Here is a 26,233-nt window from a genome sequence, read left to right as displayed (position 1 = left end):
GCTGTCATATTTATGGGTATCTTGTTGTAAAAAGAGAATTTTGATAAAACATGCTATAAAACTTTTCGCCAAAATCACTGACGGATATTGTGATGAAGTTATCCAGATATAAAATCAAAAAGCATGACCAGAAAATTTATGATGCCTTAAAACGATTAGATAATCGTGCGGTCTTGGGATTTTTTGCTATTCCGGTGGTACTTGGCACTATTGGAGGGAAAGAATTAGCTAAACTTATTCTTATTATCTGGCCTGTTTATAGCTTCATATATATACGGATATTTCGTAAATTATCCGCTCAACTTCAGGAAAAAAGGATGCGTGAAATGACAAACTGGGGAAACAGGCATCCCTTTTATCAGATTTGCTGGATAATATTGTTAATTTTCTTACCCCTGACTCTTATCGGTTGCATTGGTTATCTTTTCGAACAAGCTGCTGCAACCCAATAAACTCAAAAGCCCCGGTCAATCATAACCGGGGCTTTATATCATTGCTTGAGAGTAAACCCTACATCACGCTTTTCGCCTGCTGGACGATCTCAATCAGTGGCTGTGGCCAGACACCGAGGAGCAGGACCAGTAACGCAGTGAGTAACACGACAATACCACCAGAAGTTCGGGCCCAGTTTCTTGGGGTATCACGGTTCAGTGCTTTTGGTGCTGGCAGGTATAAACTCACCATCACACGCAGGTAGAAGTAAAGGCCAATCGCACTTCCCAATACTACCGCGCCAGTCAACCACCACAGTCTGGCTTCAACACCTGTTGCGATAACATAGAATTTACCGATAAAACCAAATGTCAGCGGTATACCTGCCAGTGACAGCATCATAATAGTCATGACAGCGGATAAAATTGGCCTGTGCCAGAACAAACCACGGTAGGAGAACAGTGATTCCGCATCTGGGCCTCTGTATGGGCTGGACATCAGGCTGACCACGCCAAATGCGCCAATGCTGGCGAGCAGATAACCAGCCAGATAAACCCCGGCTGTTTCTTCTGCTAGTTTATGATCTTTAATGGCTATCAAGACCACCAGCAAATATCCCAGATGTGCAATGGATGAATAACCGAGCAGACGCTTGATATTACTCTGTGTCAGTGCCAGCAGGTTACCAAACAGGATTGAGGCTATTGCAATCACCGTGAGTACAATACGCAGAGTTTCACTGTCTGTGACAGGTGCCTGTACAAACAAGCGCATCACAACAGCAAAGATTGCCACTTTACTCGCCGTTGCCAGAAAGGTCGATACCGGTGCTGGCGCACCCTGATAAACATCCGGTGTCCAAAGCTGGAAAGGAACGAGGGAAAGTTTGAAGCCCAGCCCGACAATCATCATTCCCAGCCCTGCCAGAATCAGCGGCTCATGAAGTTTGCTGTCGCTCAGGCTTCTGCCCAGTGATGCGAAGGACAAATCGCCTGATTCAGCATACAGCAGAGCAATACCGAACAACAGGAACGAGGATGCCGCCGCAGACAACAGCATATATTTGATACTCGCTTCCAGTGAGCGTTTCTGACGGAATGCATAACCAATCAGACCAAACAGCGGCAGAGTGATTAACTCAATACCGATAAACAACGATGCCATGTGATTAGCTGCAGAGAGCAGAATACCGCCAACAGCTGCAATCAACACCAGCAGGTAAAACTCTTCTTTGTTATCGGGATAATTTTCCAGCCACGAATAGGCAAATGTCGTCGTCGCAAGGCTCGCAATCAGCACCAGTGCTGTATAGAACATGGCAAAGCGATCCACATGGAGCAACGGAGTGACATCCATCGGTTCCTGTTGCCCGACAAAATAGAGAGAAAGCAGTGCCAGATTCAGGCCAATTACCGTCAGGGTAACGTTGGTGAAATGATCGCGTCGCCATGCAATGGACAGCATCACAACCACCACCGTCAATCCGACGATTAATAGCGGCAACAGTGCGATCAATTGTTCAGAAGTTATTGTCATGGCAAATTACGGCCTTGTAGTTAAAAGTGAAGCTGAATACCAATTCTGGATGTTGCTCATTGCCGCTGCCGAAGTATCAAGAATCGGTTGTGGATAAACACCAAGAATAACCAGCAGGGCACCCAGCAGCAGCAAAATGGAAATTTCTCGTGCATCCATCCGTGGCAATGGTTCATCAGATTTTGGCGTACCATAGTGAGCTTTCTGCATCAGGTACAGAGCATATACGGAGGCGAAAACCAGACCAAAGACAGATACCGTAGTAATCAGGGTAAATTTACCGAAACTGCCGAACAGGATCATAAACTCACCCACAAAGTTACCGGTGCCCGGCATACCTAATGTCGCTACCGCAAAGAACAGAGATATGGCCGGCAACAGCTGAATTCGTCCCCATAGGCCACCCATCTGACGCAAATCACGGGTATGCAGGCGTTCATAGAGCTGACCACATAGAATAAACAGCCCGGCCGCTGACAAGCCGTGGGCAATCATCTGGATAACGGCACCCTGATAAGCCAGTTGGCTGCCGGTATAGATAGCTATCAAAACGAAGCCCATATGCGAAACACTGGTGTAAGCAATCAGACGTTTGATATCGGTCTGGCTGAAAGCCATCCATGCACCGTAGAAGATACCAATGACACCCAGCCACATCGCGATTGGTGCAAATTCCGCAGAAGCCTGAGGAAACAGAGGCAAACCAAAACGCAACAAGCCATATGCCGCTGTTTTCAACAAAATCCCCGCGAGGTCAACAGAACCTGCCGTTGGTGCCTGACTGTGAGCGTCCGGCAACCAACCATGCAAAGGTACAACAGGCATTTTCACAGCGAACGCGATGAAGAATCCCAGCATCAGCAGATACTGAACAGTATGTGACATCGGGGTATCCAGCAGTTTTTCATAGCTGAATGACCACTCACCGGTTGCATCGTGGTAAATGAATGCCAGTGCCAGAATTGAAATCAGCATCACCAGACCGCTGGCCTGAGTATAAATGAAGAATTTCGTCGCTGCCGTAATACGGGTTTTGCCCTGTGATCCTCTGTGACCCCAAAGTGCAATCAGGAAGTACATCGGAACCAGCATCACTTCCCAGAAGAAGAAGAACAGGAACAGGTCAATGGCAAGGAAGACTCCCATCACGCCACCGAGGATCCACAGCAGGTTCAGATGGAAGAAACCCTGATACGGCTGGTTTTCGTTCCACGAACAGAGAATCGCCATTAAACCCAGCAGCGCAGTCAGGACTACCATCAAGAGTGACAGACCATCCAAAGCCAAATGAATGGAGATGCCAAAGCGCGGTATCCACGGCATCAGAAATTCTGATTGCCACTGTGGAATGCCTTGTGGGTTGGTCAGCGTATAGCCTCCCTGCATCCAGAGGTACAGAGAAAGCAGCAGAGTCAGCCCCATCGCAAGAGACGCTATCCAACGCGGCACACGGGTGCCGAAGCGCTCTGCCTGCCAACACAGCAGGCCTCCGATGAAGGGCAGAAGAATTAGCCAAGGTAGTAGCATGGCGCAATGTGTCCCTTAATTAAACCAAAAGCAGCAGAGCTAAAACCAGCACTGCACCCAACCCTATAGAGGTAGCGTACCAACGAACCTGTCCGTTCTCACTCAAACCAAGTCCCTTATTGCCCCAGCGTGACAATATTGCAGGGATATTCATCAGTGAGTTCAGAGGATCATTCCGTAACAGTTGTGTAATACCTTTGAATGGTTTCACAAATACCCAGTCATACAGAGCATCAAAACCCCAGGCATGGAACCACCATGTTGAGAAGAAACGCCCCGGAGCACTGTTGGCAATTGCATTGACCAAACTACGTTTACCAAGGTACAACGCGGCAGCCAGCAAAATACCCAGCACAGCAACCACACCGGAAACAATCTCCAGCGTCATCTTGCCATCATGCCCTTGCGCACCATTACCCGGCAGAACACCTGTCAGCGGTTGTTCAATCAAAGCACCAACAAATGTGGACAGTACCAGCAGCACTGACAACGGCAGCGTATGGGTAATACCTTTAACTGAATGCGCTTTGGTATTTTCTTTCCCGTGGAACACAATGAAGATCATGCGGAAGGTATACAGAGAGGTCATCAATGCACCTATCAGACCTGCCAGCATCAGGTTCATATGACCATTTGCCAGCGCGCCCCACAGGATTTCGTCTTTACTGTAAAAGCCTGCTGTCAGCAACGGCAGGGCAGACAAGGCCGAACCACCCACCAGGAAGCAGAGATAAACAAACGGAATACGTTTGCTCAGGCCACCCATTTTGAAGATGTTCTGCTCATGATGACAGGCAAGAATGACCGAACCGGAAGCAAGGAACAGCAGAGCCTTGAAGAAGGCATGAGTCATCAGATGGAAAATCGCCGCATCCCATGCCTGTACGCCCAACGCCAGAAACATGTAACCAATCTGGCTCATGGTGGAATAAGCAAGTACACGCTTGATGTCCGTCTGTACCAGTGCCGCAAACCCCGCCAGCAACAGGGTAACAGCACCAATAATACCCACCAGATGCAGAATATCTGGCGCCATCAGGAACAGAGAGTGGCTGCGGGCGATCAGATAGACACCGGCTGTTACCATCGTTGCTGCGTGGATCAGAGCAGAAACCGGTGTCGGGCCAGCCATCGCATCTGCCAGCCATGTCTGTAATGGCAACTGAGCAGATTTACCTACTGCACCACCCAGAATCATCAGGGTTGCCCATGTGATTGCTGTAGAACCGGCTTCAATATGCTGCGGTGCCAGTACCGCCAGTTCGCGGAAGCTCAGCGTACCCAGTTGGTCGTAGAGGATAAACATACCGATGGCAAGGAATACGTCACCCACACGGGTTACGATAAAGGCTTTCATTGCCGCTGCACCGTTGGCTGGCGTTTTGTAATAAAAGCCAATCAGAAGGTAACTGCACAGCCCTACCCCTTCCCAACCGAGGTACATCAGCAGCATGTTATCTGCCAGAACCAGAACCACCATACTGGCGATAAACAGGTTGGTATAAGCGAAGAAACGGGAATAACCTTCTTCACCACGCATATACCATGAAGCATAAGTGTGGATCAGAAAACCGACACCGGTGACTACACTCAGCATGGTTAATGACAGGCCATCCAATACCAGATTGACCGGAATACTGAAGCTGTCTACGCTCATCCAGTTCCACAATGTCTGGCTATAGACAAACCCACCAGCTTCATTCTGAGTATGGAAATCCATCCCGACCCAAAGAGTAACCAATGCGGCCAGCCCGACAGAACCGATTCCAACGGTCGCTGACAGATTTTCAGACCAGCGGCCGCGGGAGAATGCCAGCAGCAAAAATCCCAGCAGTGGCAACAGAATTGTTAAATAGAGTAAGTTCATCCGCGCATCTCACTGACTATATCAATATTCAGGTTCTGGCGACGACGGTACAGCTGTAGTAACAGAGCCAGACCGATACTCGCCTCGGCAGCTGCCAGTGTAATGGCCAGAATGTACATCACCTGACCATCAGGCTGGAGCCAATAGCTACCGGCAACAATAAATGCCAGCGCTGAAGCATTGATCATGATTTCCAGCCCGATCAGCATAAATAGCAGATTACGACGGATAATCAGGCAAGTGAAACCCAATGCAAACAGAATAGCCGCCAGAATCAGACCATGTTCCAAAGGTATCATTATTGGTCCTCCACACGATTGCTGAGTACTTCACCCTGACGACTTTCACGACCAACGTGGTAAGCCACCACCAGCCCAGCCAGTAATAACAGGGATGCCAGCTCTACTGCCAGTACGTAAGGACCGAACAGACTGATACCCACTTCTTTGGCACTGACCACTTCGCCACTGATTGCAGCTTCAGGCAGGCTGTGAATAGCAAAGATCAGGATAACCAGTAAAATGGACGAAAGGATTACAGGCCCAATCCAGGCTCTCGGCTTCAGCCATTGTCTTTCCTGATCAGCGACTGATTTACCAAGGTTCAGCATCATCACAACAAAGACGAACAACACCATGATCGCCCCGGCATAAACGATGATTTCCAGCGCACCGGCAAAATAAGCGCCCAGAGAAAAGAACACGACTGAAAGCGCCAGCAGGGAAATAATCAGGTACAGCAACGCATGTACGGGATTGGTGTGCGTTATTACCCTGAGTGTTGCCAGAATGGCAATCAACCCTGCGATATAAAATGCAAATTCCATGAATATCGCTCCTTATGGCAACAGGCTTTTAACGTCGATAGGTTTGGCTTCATTGTCGGCTTCACCTTTGTCTTTGCCATCAATCGCCATACCTGATTTACGATAAAAGTTATAGTCAGGGTATTTACCCGGCCCGGAAATCAGCAGGTCTTCTTTTTCATACACCAAATCCTGACGGTTGAATTCACCCAGTTCAAAATCCGGTGTCAGCTGGATCGCCGTAGTCGGGCAAGCTTCTTCACACAGTCCGCAGAAAATGCAGCGTGAGAAGTTGACACGGAAAAACTCCGGATACCAGCGACCGTCTTTATGTTCGGCTTTTTGCAGGGAGATACACCCCACCGGACAGACGGCTGCACACAGGTTACAGGCAACACAACGCTCTTCACCGTCAGGGTCACGCGTCAGAACGATGCGCCCACGGTAACGGGGTGGCAAATAAACCGGTTCTTCCGGATACATTTTTGTTTCGCGTTTATGGAAGGCATGAAGCCCTATCATCCAAATACTGCGTACCTGGGTGGCGAAACCAACCAATAACTCTTTTAATGTCATGGTTTAATCACCCCTTTATTGAGCGTTGTACAAAATCACTGCGGCAGTCGCCAGCAGGTTGAGTAAAGTTAACGGCAAGCAAATTTTCCAGCCGAATGACATCACCTGGTCATAACGCGGACGCGGTAACGCAGCACGGATCAGAATGAACATCATCATGAAAAATGCTGTTTTCAGCGCAAACCAGACGAATGGAGGCAGGAAAGGCCCATGCCAGCCACCAAAGAAGAGTGTGACGATTAAAGCGGATACCGTCACAATACCGATATATTCACCCACAAAGAACATACCGAATTTCATGCCGGAATATTCAATATGATAACCATCTGCCAGCTCCTGCTCTGCTTCCGGCTGGTCAAAGGGGTGGCGGTGACATACTGCAACTGCCGCGATGGCGAACGTCAGAAAGCCAAAGAACTGCGGGATAATATTCCACAGATGCTGCTGGGAGTTCACAATCTCCACCATGTTGAAAGAGCCGGCCTGAGCGACGACTCCCATCATGGACAGACCAATGAAAACTTCATAACTCAGTGTCTGTGCTGATGCCCTCATTGCGCCTAACAGCGAATATTTGTTATTACTCGACCATCCGGCGAACAACACCGCATAAACAGCCAGACCCGCCATCATCATGAAAAACAGGATACCGATGTTCAGATCTGCCGCCATCCATGTCGGGCTGACCGGTACAATGGCAAACGCCAGTAACAGAGAGCAGAAACCAACGATAGGAGCCAGAGTAAAGATCATCCGGTCTGAGAAGCGTGGTGCCCAGTCTTCTTTGAAGAACATTTTGATCATGTCAGCAACAAGCTGTAATGAGCCGCCCCACCCTACACGGTTTGGCCCATAGCGATTCTGGAACAGCCCAAGAAGACGGCGTTCGCCGAAACTCATGAACGCTCCGCAGACAACCACAACCAGCAGAATGACAATCGCTTTAAGGACAGAAATCAAAATTTCAGTCAATTCGGGAGTAAGCCAGTTCATTATGCAACCTCCCGTAAGTTATTGACTGCTCTGCCTGCCAGAACCGGAGGAATACCCGGCATTCCCAATGGCAGGCCAATCTGACCCTGAGCAAGATTGCTGCTCAGGCGCACCGCTAAGCGCAATTGCTGCCCCGAACAATCAAATTCCATCATGGAACCTTCTTTCACATTAAGATGTTCAGCATCCTGACGGCTCATCATTACATACGGCTCAGGCATACGCTCCTGAATGACATCTGCCCGCTGAGATAACTCCTCACTACCAAACAGATGGAAATAAGGTGCGATGTACCATTCATTTTTCTGCGCGCTAAAGGCTGCCGGAATGCTGTCAAAGTAGTTCAGACCACCATCCACGGTCTCAATCAGGCGTACACCGGGATCGCCGAAACGCAGCTTACCGCCCACTTCTGCCTGGAATTTATTCCATGCCTGTGGTGAGTTCCAGCCCGGCGCCCACGCAAACGGGATTTGCTGACGATCCGCAAACGGGCTGTTATTCCCTTCCATTGAGAAGGCAAACGCCGTATCAATATCTTGCGGCTGGCGCTGTTCATGAACACTGACATTGGCAAGCATGGCTGTACGGCCACTGTAACGATGAGGTGAACGGGCCAGTTTTTGACCACGGATACGGAATGTGGCATCCGGTGCAGCATTGACGATGCCCTTGAATTGCGGTATTTCTTTGACACAAGCTTCAATCACATGGTCAAGCTGAGTCCAGTCCGTCTGACGCTGTGTATAGGTTGTATGCAGAGAGTGCATCCAGCGCCAGCTTTCCAGCATGACAACAGATTTGTCATAGAATGCAGGCTCATATACCTGGAAGTACCGCTGTGCACGGCCTTCCTGATTCACCAGCGTGCCATCGCTTTCTGCAAAACTGGAAGCAGAGAGGATCAGATGGGCTTTATCCATAATAGCGGTATGCTGATGATCAACAACAATCAGGTTTTTCAGGCTATCCAGTGCACTGTCAATCTTATCGGCAGGAGCATGACGGTAGAGATCGTTTTCCATCACGATAGCCGTGTCTGAATCGCCTTTAGCAATACGCTGTAAAGCAACATCCAGCGACTGCGCCTCCATCATCGCCAGACCAAGGCTATTCGCATAGGCGGCTACATAGGAAAGGCCGACATTGGCTCCGCTGTCTTTCAGTGCCCATGCGATATTAGCGGCAGCCTGAATCAGGGTATCACTGCCTGCATTACTGCCACTGATAATCAGTGGTTTTTTCGCTCCACGCAGTGCCTGAGCAACGATTTCTACTTTCGCTTTCAGTTCATCCGGCAGGTCATTGACAGCAGGGGCAATGCTATTCAGGGCATGTGCCACGGCAAAGCCGAACCGGGCCTGATCATCAACGGGTGCACGATAATTCCATGCTGCGATATCATCCAGACGGGTATCATCAACGCTGGTCAGGAACAGCGGGTATTTGGCATGTTGACCAATATTCATCACTGCCGCAATTTGCCAGTCCGCTACTTTTTGAGCTGCGGCCATTTCACGGGCTTTACCCTTAACCGCCTGACGTACCGACAGCGCCATTCGGGCACCTGTCTGTGTCAAATCTTCACCCAACACTAACACAGCGTCGTAATCTTCGATCTCCCGCAGAGATGGCGTATAAACTCCACCCTGTTGCAGAATTTCCAGCATCATGTCGAGACGGTGCTGCTCTTCTGCTGAAATGCCGCTATAGAAATTCTCTGCACCCACTAACTCACGCAGTGCAAAGTTACTTTCGATGCTGGCGCGCGGCGAGCCGATACCAATCGCGTTTTTCGCCTGACGCAGAATATCTGCCCCACCCTGCATCACCTGCTCGGCATTCAGTGAAATCCACTGATCACCACGAAGCTGTTGTGGCTGGCGAGGGCGATCACCACGATTGACATAGCCATAACCAAAGCGACCACGGTCACACATGAAATAGTGGTTAACCGTGCCATTATAGCGGTTTTCAATGCGGCGTAATTCTCCGTAACGTTCTCCGGGACTGGTGTTACAGCCGATACTGCACTGCTGGCAGATGCTCGGCGCGAACTGCATATCCCATTTACGGTTATAACGCTCAGAGTGCGTTTTATCGGTAAATACCCCTGTCGGGCAAACTTCGACTAAGTTACCGGAAAATTCACTTTCCAGTGTGCCATCTTCAGGGCGGCCAAAGTAGATATTGTCATGTGCACCATAAACACCTAAATCCGTGCCATCCGCATAATCTTTGTAGTAGCGGACACAACGGTAACAGGCGATACAGCGGTTCATTTCATGAGCAATAAATGGCCCCAGTTCCTGATTCTTGTGTGTGCGTTTGGTAAAACGGTATTTACGGAATGAATGCCCCGTCATCACCGTCATATCCTGCAAATGGCAGTTACCACCTTCTTCACAGACAGGACAGTCATGAGGATGGTTAGTCATCAGCCATTCCACCACACTTGCGCGGAACTGTTTTGCTTCTTCATCATTAATGGAGATATACGTACCATCTGAGGCCGGCGTCATACAGGACATCACCAGACGACCACGTGTATCTTCCGCGTTCTGATATTGCTTAACCGCACACTGGCGGCAAGCGCCAACGCTTCCCAGCGCCGGATGCCAGCAAAAATAAGGGATATCAAGCCCCAGCGAGAGGCAGGCTTGTAACAGGTTATCAGCCCCGTTTACATCATAATTTTTGCCGTCTACATGTATCGTAGCCATAGTCAGCATGCTTCCCAATGGCCTGCCGTGGCAGGCGTTAATCAAAAATTCTTCTCTACCAACGCTGCTTAAGCAGGTTTGGCTGGATGCCTGCAATCAGGCTGGTATTCCCGTAATCTCTGGTGACAATCCCCGCCTCAAATTCTTCGCGGAAGTACTTGATTGCACTTTGCAAAGGTTCTACGGCACCGGGAGCATGAGCACAGAAAGTTTTGCCGGGGCCGAGGAAGCGACAGAGTTGCTCCAGTGTTTCGATATCACCGGGCTGGCCTTTCCCTTCTTCAATGGCACGGAGAATTTTGACACTCCAGGGCAGACCATCACGGCATGGCGTACACCAGCCACAGGATTCACGGGCGAAAAATTCTTCAAGATTACGGGTCAGGGAAACCATATTGATCTCATGATCAACTGCCATTGCCAGCGCGGTGCCTAAACGACTTCCGGCTTTGGCGATGTGTTCGAAATCCATCGGCAGATCAAGATGTTCTTCGGTCAGAAAGTCGGTTCCTGCTCCCCCCGGCTGCCAGGCTTTAAATTTAAGCCCGTCACGCATACCACCAGCATAATCTTCGAGAATTTCGCGGGCAGTGGTGCCAAATGGCAGTTCCCATAAGCCCGGGTTTTTGACCCGGCCGGAGAACCCCATCAGTTTAGTGCCGGCATCTTTACTTTTGCCTTCACTTAAACCGATGTACCACTCTTTACCGTGTTCAAGAATAGCCGGAACATTACACAGGGTTTCTACGTTATTGACGCAGGTTGGTTTTCCCCAGACACCTGCTGTTGCCGGGAATGGTGGCTTGGAACGAGGGTTGGCACGACGCCCTTCAAGAGAGTTAATCAGTGCTGTTTCTTCACCACAGATATAACGTCCCGCGCCGGTATGCACAAACAGCTCAAAATCAAAACCACTGCCCAGAATATTTTTGCCAAGTAACCCTGCTGCTTTCGCTTCTTCAATGGCTTTACGCAGATGAACAGCAGCTTCAACATATTCACCGCGCAGGAAGATATAACCGCGATATGCTTTCAGCGCGAAAGCACTTATCAGCATTCCTTCCACCAGCAAATGCGGTAATTGCTCCATCAGAAGACGGTCTTTATAAGTTCCCGGCTCCATTTCATCGGCATTACACAACAGATAGCGAATGTTCATGCTTTCATCTTTCGGCATCAGGCTCCACTTCAACCCCGTGGAAAAGCCCGCGCCACCGCGCCCTTTCAGGCCAGCATCTTTCACCAGTGTGGTAATTTCATCAGGAGCCATGCCCTTCAGTGCTCTTTCGGCTCCCTTGTAACCATTTTTGCTACGGTATTCATCCAGCCAGACAGGTTGTTGATCATCACGCAACCGCCATGTCAGGGGATGAGCTTCCGCTGTGCGGATAATTTCTTTCACTCCTGAATGCGTTGTCATTGATACTGCTCCAGCAATTTTTCAATTTCTTCGGGTTTCACATAACTATGAGTGTCATCGTCAATCATCATGGTCGGCCCCTTGTCACAGTTACCCAGACAGCAGGTTGGCAATAATGTGAAACGGCCATCTGTCGTGGTTTGCCCCGGCCGGATGCTCAGGTGTTTTTCAATTGCCGCCTGAACCCCCTGAAAACCCGTAATGTGACAAACAACACTGTCACAGTAACGAATGATATGGCGGCCTACCGGCTGACGATAAATCTGGCTGTAGAATGTCGCCACGCCTTCCACATCACTGGCGGGAATACCTAATACTTGTGCAATGGCCGAAATTGCACCATCCGGCACCCAGCCACGCTGTTTCTGTACAATTTTCAGTGCTTCGATTGACGCTGCACGCGGATCTTCGTAGTGGTGTTTTTCCTGCTCGATAGCATCACGTTCCCCGGCACTCAGTACAAACTCATCCGGTATCTGAGTGTCTGTCACGTTGACCACATCAAGGCGTGCCTGCTTGTTTGCGTTAAATTCACTTTGCATCGTTAGCGATCCACATCAGACATAACAAAATCGATACTACCCAGATAAACGATCAGGTCAGAAACCAGACTGCCGCGTATCACCGAAGGGATCTGTTGTAAATGTGCGAAACTCGGTGTGCGGATACGGGTACGGTAACTCATGGTGCTACCATCACTGGTCAGGTAGTAGCTGTTGATACCCTTAGTCGCCTCAATCATCTGGAATGATTCATTGGCTGGCATGACCGGCCCCCATGACACTTGCAGGAAGTGGTTAATCATGGTTTCGATATGTTGCAGGGTGCGCTCTCTTGGCGGCGGCGTGGTCAGTGGATGATCAGCCTTGAACGGGCCTTCCGGCATATGTTTCAGACACTGCTCAAGGATGCGCATACTCTGACGGATCTCTTCCACTTTCAGCATCACGCGGTCATAACAATCGCCGTTGTAACCAACCGGTACTTCAAAGTCGAAATTTTCATAACCGGAATAAGGACGACATTTGCGCACATCAAACTCAATACCGGTTGCACGCAGACCCGCGCCTGTCACGCCCCAGTCCAGTGCCTGCTTCGCATTGTAGGCAGCGACACCGACAGAACGCCCTTTCAGGACACTGTTTTTCAGCGCCGCCTTGACATAGGAATTCAAACGTTTCGGCAACCAGTTCAGCAAGTCACGCAGCAGTTTATCCCAGCCTCGTGGCAGGTCATGAGCAACACCACCGATACGGAACCAGGCCGGATGCATACGGAAGCCAGTAATGGCTTCAACAACATCGTAAACCTTCTGGCGGTCGGTAAAGGCGAAGAACACGGGGGTCATCGCACCAACGTCCTGAATAAAGGTACTGATATAAAGCAGATGGCTGTTGATGCGGAACAGTTCAGACAGCATGACGCGGATAGCTTTCACACGCTCAGGCACCTCAATACCCGCCAGTTTTTCAACCGCAAGTACATAAGGCATTTCGTTAACGCATCCCCCCAGATATTCAATCCGGTCGGTATAAGGGATGTAACTGTGCCATGACTGACGCTCACCCATTTTTTCCGCACCGCGGTGGTGATAGCCGATGTCAGGAACACAATCAACGATCTCTTCACCATCAAGCTGAAGAATGATGCGGAATGCACCATGCGCTGACGGGTGGTTTGGCCCGAGGTTAAGGAACATGAAGTCCTCATTTTCGGTTCCACGCTTCATGCCCCACTCTTCTGGTTTGAAAGTCAGGGCTTCCATTTCCAGATCTTCTTTCTGTTTGGTCAGCATGAAAGGATCGAATTCCGTAGCACGAGCTGAATACTCTTTACGCAACGGATGACCTTCCCAAGTGGGTGGCATCAGAATACGACGTAAATTCGGATGACCATTAAATGTAATGCCGAACATTTCCCACGTTTCACGTTCGTACCAATTGGCATTCGGGAAAATTGACGTGATAGTCGGGATATTCAGGTCTTTCTCATCAAGTGCAACTTTTAACATAATGTCACGGTTACGCTCGATGGAAAGCAGGTGATAAAACACCGAAAAATCTGCCGCCGGCAGACCTTCCCGGTGAGAACGCTGACGCTCATCAACGCCATGCAAATCAAACAGCATGACATAAGGTTTGGGCAACTTTCTCAGGAACGTGATTACTTCCGTTAACCGTTCCCGCTTAATCCAGACAACCGGCATACCAGTGCGGGTAGGCTGGACAGTAAACGCATCAGGGCCAAATTGGCGATTAAGCTCACTTACGACCGGATCATCAATGTGATCTCTGGTTTCCCAAGCAGGCCGTACGCTTTCTTGCGCTATCTGATCTGTCATCATTCTTCACCACAACGCTTGATCAGGGTTTAATGTGATCGCAACATAATCTTGAGTTACGACATTGCTCTGGTTATTTTTATGGCTAAAAAGCCTTAAAATAGCGGCTAAAAGCCTTAAATTTCATCTGGGGTACGCAGGTTTTTCACTGCGATACGTTCACCACGCTTCCGTTCTCTTTCTGATTGCATATTTGCGCGGTAAACCCCCTGATCACCAACGACCCATGACAGCGGGCGGCGCTCTTTGCCAATAGACTCCTGCAATAACAGCAGTGCCTGCATATAGGCTTCAGGGCGCGGTGGACAGCCGGGAATGTAAACATCGACGGGAATAAACTTATCAACTCCCTGCACTACAGAATAAATGTCGTACATTCCGCCTGAGTTTGCACAGGCTCCCATCGAAATAACCCACTTAGGCTCCAGCATCTGGTCATATAAACGCTGGATCACAGGTGCCATCTTGACAAAGCATGTACCTGAGATAACCATGAAATCAGCCTGACGGGGAGATGCCCGCAGTACTTCAGCGCCGAAACGGGCAACGTCATGAACTGCGGTAAAAGAAGTCACCATTTCTACATAACAACAGGAAAGGCCAAAGTTATAAGGCCACAGGGAATTTTTTCTTCCCCAGTTCACCATGTCATGCAGAGCATGTTCTAATTTACCCATATAGACACTACGGTGGACGTGCTGCTCCAGAGGATCGCTGACAAGCTCCTGCTTTTGCAGGGGGTAACGGTCATTCTCACCGTTCGGATCTATGCGGGTGAGCGTATAATCCATCTTTATGCCTCGCTATTACTGCATTTGACTGTTGTTGGTATTAACATTGGTGGTACTGACATCAGCGGTATGAACATCAGCACTGGAATGACTAACCTGACGTCTTGAACGTGCGGGTGTCCAGTTCAGTGCTCCGATGCGAGCCAGATAAACCAGGCCTGCTAATAAGACCAAAATGAAAATACTTGCTTCGGCAAAGCCCAGCCAGCCACTCTCTTTGATAGAGACTGACCACGCGTATAAGTAAAGGGCTTCAACATCGAAGATGACAAAAAACATGGCAACCAGATAAAATTTCGCCGACAGACGTAGACGGGCACTGCCGACAGAATCGATACCCGATTCATAAGGGACGTGTTTTGCTCTGGCTTTTGCTCTGCCCCCAAGAAAGTACGCTCCCAGTAACATGAACGCAGCCAATCCAAGAGCACCTATCAAGAAAATCGCAAATGCCCAGTTATGGGCCAAAACTCCAGTAGATGTAGACATACTCGTTGCTTACTCATCAAAAGTGGTGTCAAGGTGTCTGCTCTTTTAACCGGCAGTGTTGCACCACATCGATTCATGGGAAGGGATAACAACCAAATCTGAAACAGTACTAATCAATCTCTTGAAAGGCATGGATCATTTTGGTTTTTATTCCTCTCAACAATTTTGTCAGTTACGACAAATATGCTTACTAATTTATTTTACAAAGCACAAACTTTTGATTAACGAATTGTGCTGGTGTATCGCTAAAACGTGTCAGTAGGACAAAAAACTAACAACACACTATAACTAGTCTAACCGATAACTCGACTTTACTACACTATTATCTCAGGAAAAACCTGTCTTTCCACTGTACAGGGGGGGATATTTTTATGATCAAGTGCACAGTTTCATTGAAAAACATTCAACAACAGAACAATTTTCATTCAACCATTAATGGACTGTTTCTAAAAGAAACAATTTGAGTTTAATTACACGACTATTTCTGAAAATAGATCTATTTTATCAGTTTAAAAAATGAAAGTTGTTAACAAATAAACATTACATTAACTAAAATTAGAAAGGATAATAAAATTAATAAGGGATATTTCTGACAGTAAATATCAGCAATTAGAATGGAAACAGGAAAAGGTTATTAATATATATTTAGAAACAGGCTAATATTTCCACAAATAAAATGGAAATATTAGCCTATAAAACACACGTAATATTACTCGTTTATATTTTCGACTGAGGATTCTTCAATGGATTCAAGAGAGTCATCAGATTCATCAATATCATCTGTTTCATCTGATTCAATGGATGTCACGGTATAAGGTGTTTTCTTATTTTCTATAGCATCAAAAACTGTCAGAACTGATTCATTTTGTTCATTACTGTTTCGATACAAGAAGAACTGTATTTCAGGCAAACGCGGCAGCCCTTCACTCTCACCCAAAATTCTTAAGTCAGCATTCTGCATTTCCAAAGGACGGGCAGTAATACCAACCTCTGCATTAACAGCAGAGCGAACAGCGGATAAGGATGCAGCTTCATAGGCAATACGCCACGGAATACCACTCATATCAAGAGTATCAAGTGCGATTTGACGGAAAGTGTTCGTTTCGTCCATCACAACCAGAGGAACCGGCTCATTCACCTGTAACTGGAAGTCAGGCGCACAGTGCCACAATACCGGTGAAGAACGAAGTACAGTACTAGGATGATGATTAATTTTTGCTGTGGTTAATGCTAAATCAATTTCATGGTTATCCAGCATACTTTCAATAAATTGACTACGTTTAATACGTACATCAACAGCAATACGCGGATAGACAGAAGCAATACGGTTTAACAGGAAAGGAAGCAGAGTATCGACTGTATCGTCAGACGCTCCAATTCTGAGTTCACCGTCTGCATCATTATATGTCAATGATGCGGTAGCATCGTCATTAGCACGCAGGATTTGGCGTGCATAACCAAGAAGTTGAAGCCCATGCTCGGTAAGGAGCTTATTACGTCCGTGGCGAGCAAATAATTCTCTGCCCACTAAATGTTCCAAACGTTGCATTTGCTGACTAACAGCCGATTGCGTTCTGCAAACTGCTGCTGCTGCTGCTGCAAAAGTATTTAAGTCAGCAACGGCAACGAAAGTCCTTAGCAGATCGAGATCGAGGTTTATTATCTGACGATTTGCATTTATCATTGTTTATTCATCACTTTTTTTTGATTTTAATTACTAACTAACCTGGTGTTTTTACTTCAGCAGTATCAAATAAAATAATACCAATTCTGACACTACTCTACTCTATTAAAGAGGGCAAAGGTTTACTGCATTTTTTTACTACTTATATCATCATGGGTTTTATTTTCTCCTTTCTTAACAAAATTTATGCAATCACTGAATTAATGGCTAGGTATAAAACCTATTTACCTTACATAACCACCAATTTCCAGTACAAATAGTCTTTTTCTGACTTGCTTCAAAGAATAACATAACTTCAATTCGCAAAACTTAACCAAAGCAAACAATATTAGTATTTTTAATGAATTAATGCTTTTATTGAAAAGTCATGAAAATGTTACAGGTAAAAATTCAAAAAGATTCTCGAAGTATCGAAGATAAAAACCTTAATTAATTTTATGTCGGCAAAGATAAATTATAAGAATACATTATACAAATTATCTTACTTTTATTGACAATTCAGCCTTCCTTTATGATTTAAACTAAAAATCAGCATCATTCCTTATCTTTTAACAGTTCGCCAACTAAAAACACCTCATTATATAGAATTAAGTTCCAACATAAACAAAACAATCGGAACTATAAACTAAATAAACTCATGTTTTTAGACAGCAGGCTTATCCATTAGACTTTAAAACAACCGTTTTAACCAAAGATATCATAGGCTCTTCAAAAGACTGACAGAGAGGAGTACATTGAACATTAGATTTTTTGTAAGCCGGATAAAATCCACTTTTGCCAAGAAAAAGGTTAAGGCATCCTATGTTTTCCATTAATAAATCCAGCAAATTAGATAATGTCTGCTATGACATTCGAGGTAACGCCCTTAAAGAAGCCAAACGGCTTGAAGAGGAAGGGAATAAAGTACTGAAATTAAACATTGGTAATCCGGCGCCATTTGGTTTCGAAGCACCTGATGAAATTTTAGTTGATGTTATCCGCAATCTGCCAACTGCCCAGGGCTATTCTGATTCGAAAGGCCTGTACTCAGCGCGTAAAGCGATCATGCAACATTATCAGGCGCGGAATATGCTGGATGTTACCGTTGAAGATATCTTTATCGGTAATGGTGTTTCTGAACTTATTGTTCAGTCTATGCAAGCCTTGCTAAATACCGGTGATGAAATGCTGGTTCCGGCCCCTGACTACCCGCTCTGGACTGCTGCCGTCTCTCTCTCCAGTGGTAAAACTGTCCATTATTTATGTGATGAGCAACAAGGCTGGTTCCCTGATTTAGATGACATCCGCCGTAAAATCACCCCTCGTACCCGTGGTATCGTCATCATTAACCCGAATAACCCGACTGGCGCGGTATATAGTAAAGAACTCCTGCTGGAAATCGTGGAAATTGCCCGCCAGCATAACCTGATTATTTTCGCGGACGAAATTTACGACAAGATCCTGTACGATGAAGCCCAGCACCATTCCATCGCTGCACTGGCACCGGATCTTTTTACCGTCACCTTTAATGGACTGTCAAAAACCTACCGTGTTGCGGGTTTCCGTCAGGGATGGATGGTACTAAACGGCCCGAAAAAACAGGCGAAAGGTTATATCGAAGGGCTGGAGATGCTGGCATCTATGCGCCTTTGCGCTAATGTGCCGATGCAGCACGCTATTCAAACCGCACTCGGTGGTTATCAAAGTATTAGTGAATTCATTCTTCCGGGCGGGCGTCTTTATGAGCAGCGCAACCATGCCTGGGAGTTAATTAACCAGATCCCCGGAGTTTCCTGTGTGAAGCCGATGGGTGCTCTCTATATGTTCCCTAAAATTGATACAAAACGTTTCAATATTTATGATGACCAGAAGATGGTTTTGGATCTCTTGTTACAGGAAAAAGTATTATTAGTTCAGGGAACAGCTTTTAACTGGCCGGAACCGGATCACTTCCGTATTGTCACACTGCCACATACCGCAGACCTGCAAATGGCCATTGAAAAATTTGCCCGCTTCCTTGGCAATTACCGGCAAAAATAACATAAAAATAAATTAGTTATATATTTCATACCCTTCAGGATGCAGCCAATAAAGCTGCAGCTTGAAGGCTGGTGGGTTTACTTCCTCCCAACCAACGCCCACAATCATAATCACCCTGTTTCATTGTAAGAGAAGATTATGAGCCATTTTTTCGCCCAGTTATCCCGCCTTAAACTGATTAATCGCTGGCCTCTTATGCGTAACGTACGCACAGAAAATGTTTCAGAACATAGTTTACAGGTTGCTTTTGTTGCACATGCCTTAGCAATAATAAAAAACCGTAAATTTAATGGGAATATCAACGCAGAACGAATTGCAATATTAGCAATGTATCATGATGCCAGTGAAGTTATTACCGGGGATTTGCCAACCCCAATAAAATACTACAATCCTCAAATTGCTCATGAATATAAAAAAATAGAAAAAATCGCCCAACATAAATTATTAGATATGTTACCGATTGAATTACAAAATGATTTTCGTTCTATTTTAGATGATCAATATCATACTGAAGAAGAAACTAATATTATTAAACAGGCTGATGCAATATGCGCTTATTTAAAATGTCTGGAAGAATTATCCGCTGGTAATTCTGAATTTAATCAGGCCAAAATCAGGTTAGAAAAAACATTAGAAAAACGCCACAGTCAGGAAATGGATTATTTCATAACCGTATTTGTTCCGAGTTTTAGCCTTTCCCTTGATGAAATTAGTCTATAAAAACAGCTAAATATGCAAATATCAGGCAGCTTAATATTCTTATTAGGCTGCCTGATATCTATTCAGTCTATTTCAAAATGCATCACGCAATTATTATTCAATAAATTTCAAGATACTTAGCCAACAAAAATACTCAGAAAGGAAAAAGAACAGGCACAACAGCCACACTAATGGCTAAGACAACCAATGTAAAAGGCACCCCCAATTTCAGAAAATCGGCAAAACGATATCCACCCGGCCCTAATATCAACGTATTAACCGGAGAAGAAACCGGCGTCATAAATGCCGCCGAAGCCGCGACTCCAATAATCATTGCAAAAGGAAGAGGAGATACTGCCATCTGTTTGGCTGCTGCAATCGCAATGGGTGCCATTAATACCGCAGTTGCTGTATTGGAAATAAATAGCCCAATAACCGCGCAAAGAATAAATAAACAGACCAGCATGGCACGTGGGCCCATATTACCGGCAATATCCATTAATCCGCTGACAATCAAATCAATCCCGCCGGTTTTTTGTAGTGCCAGCGCAAATGGCATCATACCAACAATCAGGATAATGCTTGGCCAGTGAATGGCACGATAAGCACTCTCCATATCAATGCAACGAAATTGCCCCATCAGTAAACAAGCGATCAAAGCGGCAATAAAATTGGGAATTTCATTGGTCAGCATCATCGCCACCATTAGCGCAAGGCAAAACAAGGCATGAGGAGCCTGAGATGCAGCTGGTGCGGCACTTTCTACTTCAACAGGTAAATTCAGCATAATAAAGTCCGGTGCTTTAGTTCTCAGCTCCCGCACCAGCTTCCAGTCACCGATTACCAGTAAAGTATCGCCCAGCAGCAGAGGCTCATCAAACAGCTTACCAGCCAGAGCCTTACCACTACGCCGAATACCTACCACATTTAATCCATAGCGGGTACGGAACTTCATACTGCGTAGTGATTGCCCCAGTAAATCCGATTCAGGGATCACGGAGATTTCTGCCATGCCGACTTCCCGGGATTGATCAGAAAAATATTCACCGCGTAATATCATGGGTTCTAACTGTTGCTCACTACAGAATTGCCGTAAATCTATATCACTGTCGGACATATCCACCAGTAATACATCCTGTTGACGCAGTTCTGTCTCGCCGGTTGCTGCTACCATAACCCGGCGGAATTTTCTCCAGCGTTCAATGCCAATTACGTTCGCCCCATAACGTGCTCGTAACCCTAATTCATCCAGAGTATGGCCTATTAATGGTGAACGCTGCCGGACAGCAAGGCGCCGGGCGCGCCCTGATAATTTATAATCACGGATAAGATCACGAAATGAACGATGGTAGCGTTCATCAGGTCTTGGCGGTGTTTTACTTCCCAGCCAACGGCGGACGAGTAACATATAAATAATTCCTGCCAGTAAAACTAAAATTCCGATGGGTGTAATGGAAAAGAAACCAAAACCTTGCAGCCCTTCACGCACCAGTTCGCTATTCACCACCATATTCGGTGGTGTTGCAACCAGCGTCATCATACCGCTGATAAGGCCAGCAAACCCTAATGGCATCATTAACCGCCCGGATGAAGTCTGCATTCTGGCTGCCACACTTAAAACAACCGGAATAAAAATGGCTACAACACCCGTAGAACTCATGAAAGCACCCAGTCCGGCAACGGATAACATCAGTAAAGCCAGCATGTTAGTTTCACTGTTACCCGCCACCCTAACCAGCCAGTCTCCCATCTGATAGGCCACCCCCGTTCTCACCAGTCCTTCACCAATGACAAACAGTGCTGCAATCAATAAAACGTTAGGATCGCTGAAACCGATAGTGGCTTCATTTAAGGAAAGCGTACCACTCAGGACAAAAGCAGTAATAACCAACAAAGCCACGACATCCATTCTGACTTTATTAGTTGTAAAAAGGACAATCGCGACTAATAACAGGGTCAATACCCACAACAGTTCAGTATTCAATACAGCCTCTATCAAAAAAGCCAGCCCGCCAACAGGCAGGCTGGGGATGTTCAACAAAAACCTATACTGAGGTCATTAAACCTGTTTTATCTGGGCAAGTCTTAGGCTCAGATCAACAAACGATCAACAAACTTCCTGATTCATTTGATGAATCGTTACATAACCACCAGATTTAACAATTTCGATATCTTCCAGATTAGTGACAGTCATATGAGTTTCATCACGGCGGGGAACTCCCGGTTCATCATGAACAACCACAACCTGACAACCTGCATCTAATCCGGCATGAATACCGGCGATGGCATCTTCAAAAACCACACATTCTTCCGGCAGTAGCCCTAATTTTTGTGCTCCCAGCAAATAAGGCTCAGGATTTGGTTTACCGTTTTTGACCGATTCAGCCGTCACCCAATGGGCTGGCTCTGGTAACTCAGCCTCTTTATGGCGGGCAGAAGCCAGAGGAATCGTTCCTGAGGTAACGATTGCCCATGGGATCTCCAACGCATTCAGTTTATCAATCAGGGCAATAGCACCGGGCAAGGCAGTAATACCTTCCATATCTTCTGTTTCGATTTTTTCAATCCACTTAAACGTACTGATAATCTCTTCTTCTGTGGCATCAGGCATAAAATGGCGTATTGATAATAATGCAGGTGTGCCATGCACATAGTTCAGCACTTCATCGTGATCAATACCCAGCTTATCTGCGAATTTAATCCATGCCCGTTCAACAGCAGGCAGTGAATCGATCAGCGTACCATCCAAATCAAATAAAAAACCTCTACATTTCAGCTCCAAACCCAACTCCTTTAAACTCAGTTATGTGTTAATAATTAGTGTAATCTCAACTAAGTTCAGATAGTACTGACGAAGGTAAAAAAATTAAAGCACCAATTCCATTTATCTTTTATCGCGTTCTGCAAATTTAAAACATAACCTTAAAAACCAAATAAAATCGCACATATGCAATATGATAATATTCTTCATCCAATAAAATCTAAAAGTTGCCACTAAAAAACTCTTTAATAAAAAAAGAATTCTCAGTGACAACTTAATTAAATTTTATTTACCTCTAATTCAACAATATTCTTGTAAAGAAAAAATCTAGCATACTGCATGGTTAGGGCAACACCCCCCACCGCCAAAACCACCAATTTTCCACCCATGAGGACACGGAGGATCAAAACAATCATCACAAGAAGGTGGAGGTGAAGGTGGATCATTTTTTATGATATTAAGGGCAATGTTAATCGAATAAGTATCAGGATAAAAACGAACGGTGTACTCTAAACAATTTGATTCATCACATGTAGCACTAATATTAAAATTAGCGCACTCACTCTTTTTATGAAAATAAACATACCAGCCAGTATCATTATAATAATGATCCAACTCAATAGAACAAGAATCCCCATCATCAGACGATATATTCCACTCTATAGATTTATTCTTAGATATACAATCACCTGAGTTACTATCGCTAAAACTCTCATTATATTTATCGCCAGCTTTCAAAGTAATAGGTTGTTTATCTTCCCCAAACATACACTTGGGTTCTACATTATCTATTGTTAGCGTTCTATCTGAAGAGTTATTTTTAAATTTTAATGTAAAATTTTCAAAACGATCAAAATCCCCTTTGATCACTTCAGTCGCATTAGCATATTGAAACAATGATACTATAATAAAAAAAATCATAGAATATAATTTCATCATAACAATTCCCTCATATTAATATAAAGTAAATATTTTATGAAATTAATTTTCCAGAATAACTTTCAACTTCATCATCAAAAACAAATTCAATAAGTGCTTCCCATGACAGTAACAAAACAATATTTCTTTATTTAAAAACTCAAACGAAGATAATTTAAAGAAATTAAATCACCATTAAAAAATAAAATAACAAAACACCCAATCAATTAAATTAAAACTCTTACCAAAGATGATTAATATATATTACAATATATTACGATGCATAATAAACCCCTTAACAAAATAGCAATAATTATAGATAAATTCGATAATAAATATTTATTCAGCGACATCAATATTTATCCCTTAAAAAAGATTAAATGTCCCTTAGCCTTTTATTGTAAGCTCTATTATCCTCTATAGATTTCGAACTACCCTCCAAAAAAGACAACTTAAAAAACGGCAGGTGTAGGAAGTTAAATAATGAAAGAGCATAATAAATGCCAGCTCATCAATCAATAAAAGGACAGGGATACATCGGGATAAGATAGATTTTTCTGGCTATGAAAAACCTATCTAAAAAACCGTATTAAATTTATTGGATGGGAAATTTATCAGTCAACCGATACAAAAACTGTCAGAATCCACACTGACAGTTTAAATATCATCAAGAAATGAGTTATCCAGCTGTTTGAACGCACGTTTCAGCAATTCAGCCAGGGATAAATACGTTGGTGTGTTTTCGACAGGCATCATCGCGATCCCTGCTTCGGCAAATTTTTCACGAATTTCGTAAAACCATTTCAGCAAGCTTTCCGGTAAAGGAGTCGCCGCACGTTTTCCCAGCCACCAAAGCCCCTGCAATGGCAGGCTACAGGCAAACAGAGCGGTTGCGATAGATGGCCCTAACTGCCCGCCCAGTGCGATTTGCCACGTCAGAGTAAAAATCGCTAATGGCGGCATAAAACGGATGCCAAAACGGGTCGCTTTAATGATGCGATTTTCAGGAAACACAGGAGCAAGCTGTTTTTCCAGTGGCCACGTCTTCAGATATTGTTGCCCCAGCTGGACTTTTTTGAACCAACCGTGGTTGGCAGGTGGCATCGTATTCATCATGACCTCAATCAATTAAAGGTATAGTTTTTAAAAAATACCTACAAAAGATAAAATCTTTTTTGTAGTATTAATAGCATTAAGTATATTTTGTCTTTAATGCTAGCAAACGGTATCCTACACAGACTTTTGTGTGGTTGCAGCAACAAAACAGAAAACCCGCCTGTTTTCGCAACACTTTGGTTCCGTTTGTTAATAAATTGCTTCTTTTTTTAACATTTTTCTTATTTAAGATTAGATCACAACAAGATAATAGGTAATTCCATGTCAAGTAAGCTGGTACTGGTTCTTAACTGCGGTAGCTCCTCTCTGAAATTCGCTATCATCGATCCTGCTAATGGTGAAGAATATCTTTCTGGTTTGGCTGAGTGCTTCGGTCTGCCTGAAGCTCGTATCAAATGGAAAATTGATGGCGCGAAAAACGAAGCTGCTTTAGGTGCCGGCGCAGCACACAGTGAAGCGCTGAACTTCATTGTTAATACTATTCTGTCTGAAAAGCCAGAACTTTCTGCACAAATTTCAGCCATCGGTCATCGTATCGTTCACGGCGGTGAAAAATTCACTTCTTCTGTCATCATCACTGATGAAGTTATCGAAGGCATCGAAGCTGCGATCCCATTCGCACCATTGCACAACCCTGCACACCTGATCGGTATCGCTGAAGCGAAAAAAGCATTCCCTCATCTGGTTGAGAAAAACATTGCCGTATTCGATACTGCTTTCCACCAGACTATGCCTGAAGAAGCTTACCTGTACGCTCTGCCATACAACCTGTATAAAGAGCACGGAATCCGTCGTTACGGCGCACACGGCACCAGCCACTTCTTCGTTTCCCGTGAAGCAGCAAAAATGCTGAACAAGCCAGCAGAAGAACTGAATACTATCATTTGCCATCTGGGCAACGGTGGTTCTGTTTCTGCGATTGTTAACGGTCAGTGTGTTGACACTTCAATGGGTCTGACTCCACTGGAAGGTCTGGTAATGGGTACTCGTAGTGGTGACATCGATCCAGCTATCGTATTCCATCTGCACGACGCTATGGGCATGAGCATTGATCAGATCAACACTCTGCTGACTAAAGAATCTGGCTTACTGGGCCTGACTGAAGTGACCAGCGACTGCCGTTACGTTGAAGACAACTACGAAACCAAAGCTGACGCTAAGCGTGCAATGGATGTTTACTGCCATCGTCTGGCTAAATACATTGGTGCTTACAGCGCACTGATGGAAGGCCGTCTGGATGCTATCGTATTTACTGGCGGTATCGGTGAGAACTCTGCACTGGTTCGTGAACTGACCCTGAAGAAAATTGCTCTGCTGGGCTTCGAGTACGATCACGAGCGCAACCTTGCAGCACGTTTCGGTAAAGACGGTGTGATCACAACTGATAACAGCCGTCCTGCTCTGGTGATCCCAACCAATGAAGAATTGGTGATCGCTCAGGATTCAGCTCGCCTGACTGCATAAATAATAGATTTCCGGTAGCCGCCAGCCATGCTGGCGGTTATTGCTTGACTGACCAGCAACCGTTAAAGAGGT

Annotated in this window: 22 protein-coding genes; 4 read left to right on the top strand and 18 right to left on the bottom strand. The window is 45.5% G+C overall.

Annotation, left to right across the window (positions count from 1 at the left end; genetic code table 11):
- The first annotated feature begins 92 nt into the window (after positions 1 to 92).
- On the top strand, positions 93 to 452 hold the full coding sequence (locus AACS90_RS19180) for a hypothetical protein (RefSeq protein ID WP_099121159.1): 360 nt from the start codon (positions 93 to 95) through the stop codon (positions 450 to 452).
- Positions 453 to 510: 58 nt separating this feature from the next.
- On the opposite strand, the gene nuoN is transcribed toward AACS90_RS19180, so the two are convergent.
- From nuoN to hexA, 14 genes are all read right to left on the bottom strand, one after another.
- Positions 511 to 1,968, bottom strand: coding sequence for an NADH-quinone oxidoreductase subunit NuoN (gene nuoN, locus AACS90_RS19175; protein ID WP_099121158.1), 1,458 nt, complete (start codon positions 1,966 to 1,968; stop codon positions 511 to 513).
- Between the two features lie 6 nt (positions 1,969 to 1,974).
- Complete coding sequence (nuoM, locus tag AACS90_RS19170) at positions 1,975 to 3,495, bottom strand: NADH-quinone oxidoreductase subunit M (protein ID WP_099121157.1); 1,521 nt, start codon at positions 3,493 to 3,495, stop codon at positions 1,975 to 1,977.
- A gap of 19 nt (positions 3,496 to 3,514) precedes the next feature.
- Positions 3,515 to 5,362 (bottom strand): NADH-quinone oxidoreductase subunit L, encoded by a 1,848-nt coding sequence (gene nuoL, locus AACS90_RS19165; protein ID WP_099121156.1) that lies wholly within the window; start codon positions 5,360 to 5,362, stop codon positions 3,515 to 3,517.
- A complete protein-coding gene (gene nuoK, locus AACS90_RS19160; RefSeq protein ID WP_086956183.1) occupies positions 5,359 to 5,661 on the bottom strand; it encodes an NADH-quinone oxidoreductase subunit NuoK in 303 nt (100 codons plus the stop codon). The genes nuoL and nuoK overlap by 4 nt, the downstream gene beginning before the upstream one ends.
- Complete coding sequence (gene nuoJ, locus AACS90_RS19155; protein WP_099121155.1) at positions 5,661 to 6,188, bottom strand: NADH-quinone oxidoreductase subunit J; 528 nt, start codon at positions 6,186 to 6,188, stop codon at positions 5,661 to 5,663. Before nuoJ ends, nuoK begins: the two co-directional genes overlap by 1 nt.
- 12 nt (positions 6,189 to 6,200) lie before the next feature.
- Positions 6,201 to 6,743, bottom strand: coding sequence for an NADH-quinone oxidoreductase subunit NuoI (gene nuoI, locus AACS90_RS19150; protein ID WP_099108384.1), 543 nt, complete (start codon positions 6,741 to 6,743; stop codon positions 6,201 to 6,203).
- A 15-nt stretch (positions 6,744 to 6,758) separates the two neighbouring features.
- A complete protein-coding gene (nuoH, locus tag AACS90_RS19145) occupies positions 6,759 to 7,736 on the bottom strand; it encodes an NADH-quinone oxidoreductase subunit NuoH (RefSeq protein WP_099121154.1) in 978 nt (325 codons plus the stop codon).
- Positions 7,736 to 10,459 (bottom strand): NADH-quinone oxidoreductase subunit NuoG, encoded by a 2,724-nt coding sequence (nuoG, locus tag AACS90_RS19140; RefSeq protein ID WP_099121195.1) that lies wholly within the window; start codon positions 10,457 to 10,459, stop codon positions 7,736 to 7,738. Before nuoG ends, nuoH begins: the two co-directional genes overlap by 1 nt.
- Before the next feature lie 55 nt (positions 10,460 to 10,514).
- The gene (nuoF, locus tag AACS90_RS19135) at positions 10,515 to 11,879 is read right to left on the bottom strand and encodes an NADH-quinone oxidoreductase subunit NuoF (protein ID WP_099121153.1); all 1,365 of its coding nucleotides are present in this window, start codon (positions 11,877 to 11,879) and stop codon (positions 10,515 to 10,517) included.
- Positions 11,876 to 12,421, bottom strand: coding sequence for an NADH-quinone oxidoreductase subunit NuoE (gene nuoE / locus AACS90_RS19130; RefSeq protein WP_193757150.1), 546 nt, complete (start codon positions 12,419 to 12,421; stop codon positions 11,876 to 11,878). The genes nuoF and nuoE overlap by 4 nt, the downstream gene beginning before the upstream one ends.
- 2 nt (positions 12,422 to 12,423) lie before the next feature.
- Positions 12,424 to 14,223, bottom strand: coding sequence for an NADH-quinone oxidoreductase subunit C/D (gene nuoC, locus AACS90_RS19125; protein WP_193757149.1), 1,800 nt, complete (start codon positions 14,221 to 14,223; stop codon positions 12,424 to 12,426).
- A 113-nt stretch (positions 14,224 to 14,336) separates the two neighbouring features.
- The gene (locus AACS90_RS19120) at positions 14,337 to 15,011 is read right to left on the bottom strand and encodes a NuoB/complex I 20 kDa subunit family protein (RefSeq protein WP_099108389.1); all 675 of its coding nucleotides are present in this window, start codon (positions 15,009 to 15,011) and stop codon (positions 14,337 to 14,339) included.
- A 15-nt stretch (positions 15,012 to 15,026) separates the two neighbouring features.
- Entirely contained in the window at positions 15,027 to 15,500 is a 474-nt protein-coding gene (locus tag AACS90_RS19115; protein ID WP_099121151.1) for an NADH-quinone oxidoreductase subunit A, read from the bottom strand.
- A 709-nt stretch (positions 15,501 to 16,209) separates the two neighbouring features.
- Positions 16,210 to 17,184 (bottom strand): transcriptional regulator HexA, encoded by a 975-nt coding sequence (gene hexA / locus AACS90_RS19110; RefSeq protein WP_099108390.1) that lies wholly within the window; start codon positions 17,182 to 17,184, stop codon positions 16,210 to 16,212.
- A gap of 801 nt (positions 17,185 to 17,985) precedes the next feature.
- On the opposite strand from hexA, the gene AACS90_RS19105 reads away from it, so the two are divergent.
- Positions 17,986 to 19,203, top strand: coding sequence for a pyridoxal phosphate-dependent aminotransferase (locus AACS90_RS19105; protein ID WP_099108391.1), 1,218 nt, complete (start codon positions 17,986 to 17,988; stop codon positions 19,201 to 19,203).
- A gap of 138 nt (positions 19,204 to 19,341) precedes the next feature.
- Positions 19,342 to 19,923, top strand: a complete 582-nt coding sequence (gene yfbR / locus AACS90_RS19100) for a 5'-deoxynucleotidase (RefSeq protein ID WP_099121150.1) — start codon at positions 19,342 to 19,344, stop codon at positions 19,921 to 19,923.
- Positions 19,924 to 20,056: 133 nt separating this feature from the next.
- On the opposite strand, the gene AACS90_RS19095 is transcribed toward yfbR, so the two are convergent.
- The 4 genes from AACS90_RS19095 to yfbV all read right to left on the bottom strand — a co-directional run bounded on the left by AACS90_RS19095 (position 20,057) and on the right by yfbV (position 24,694).
- Entirely contained in the window at positions 20,057 to 21,886 is a 1,830-nt protein-coding gene (locus AACS90_RS19095; protein WP_099121193.1) for an SLC13 family permease, read from the bottom strand.
- A 123-nt stretch (positions 21,887 to 22,009) separates the two neighbouring features.
- Positions 22,010 to 22,684 (bottom strand): sugar phosphatase, encoded by a 675-nt coding sequence (locus AACS90_RS19090; RefSeq protein ID WP_304957219.1) that lies wholly within the window; start codon positions 22,682 to 22,684, stop codon positions 22,010 to 22,012.
- Positions 22,685 to 22,990: 306 nt separating this feature from the next.
- Positions 22,991 to 23,602 carry a hypothetical protein gene (locus AACS90_RS19085; RefSeq protein WP_099121148.1) on the bottom strand — a complete coding sequence of 204 codons (612 nt, stop codon included), beginning with the start codon at positions 23,600 to 23,602 and terminating at the stop codon, positions 22,991 to 22,993.
- A gap of 636 nt (positions 23,603 to 24,238) precedes the next feature.
- Positions 24,239 to 24,694 (bottom strand): terminus macrodomain insulation protein YfbV, encoded by a 456-nt coding sequence (gene yfbV / locus AACS90_RS19080; RefSeq protein WP_099121147.1) that lies wholly within the window; start codon positions 24,692 to 24,694, stop codon positions 24,239 to 24,241.
- Positions 24,695 to 24,958: 264 nt separating this feature from the next.
- On the opposite strand from yfbV, the gene ackA reads away from it, so the two are divergent.
- Positions 24,959 to 26,161 carry an acetate kinase gene (gene ackA / locus AACS90_RS19075; protein WP_086956170.1) on the top strand — a complete coding sequence of 401 codons (1,203 nt, stop codon included), beginning with the start codon at positions 24,959 to 24,961 and terminating at the stop codon, positions 26,159 to 26,161.
- Positions 26,162 to 26,233 lie beyond the last annotated feature (72 nt).

The sequence above is a fragment of the Xenorhabdus sp. KK7.4 genome, assembly GCF_963876465.1.
In the GTDB taxonomy this organism is placed as follows: Bacteria; Pseudomonadota; Gammaproteobacteria; order Enterobacterales; family Enterobacteriaceae; genus Xenorhabdus; species Xenorhabdus stockiae.
Note: the sequence above shows the minus strand (reverse complement) of the source record. Positions and strands in the feature narration are given on the sequence as shown.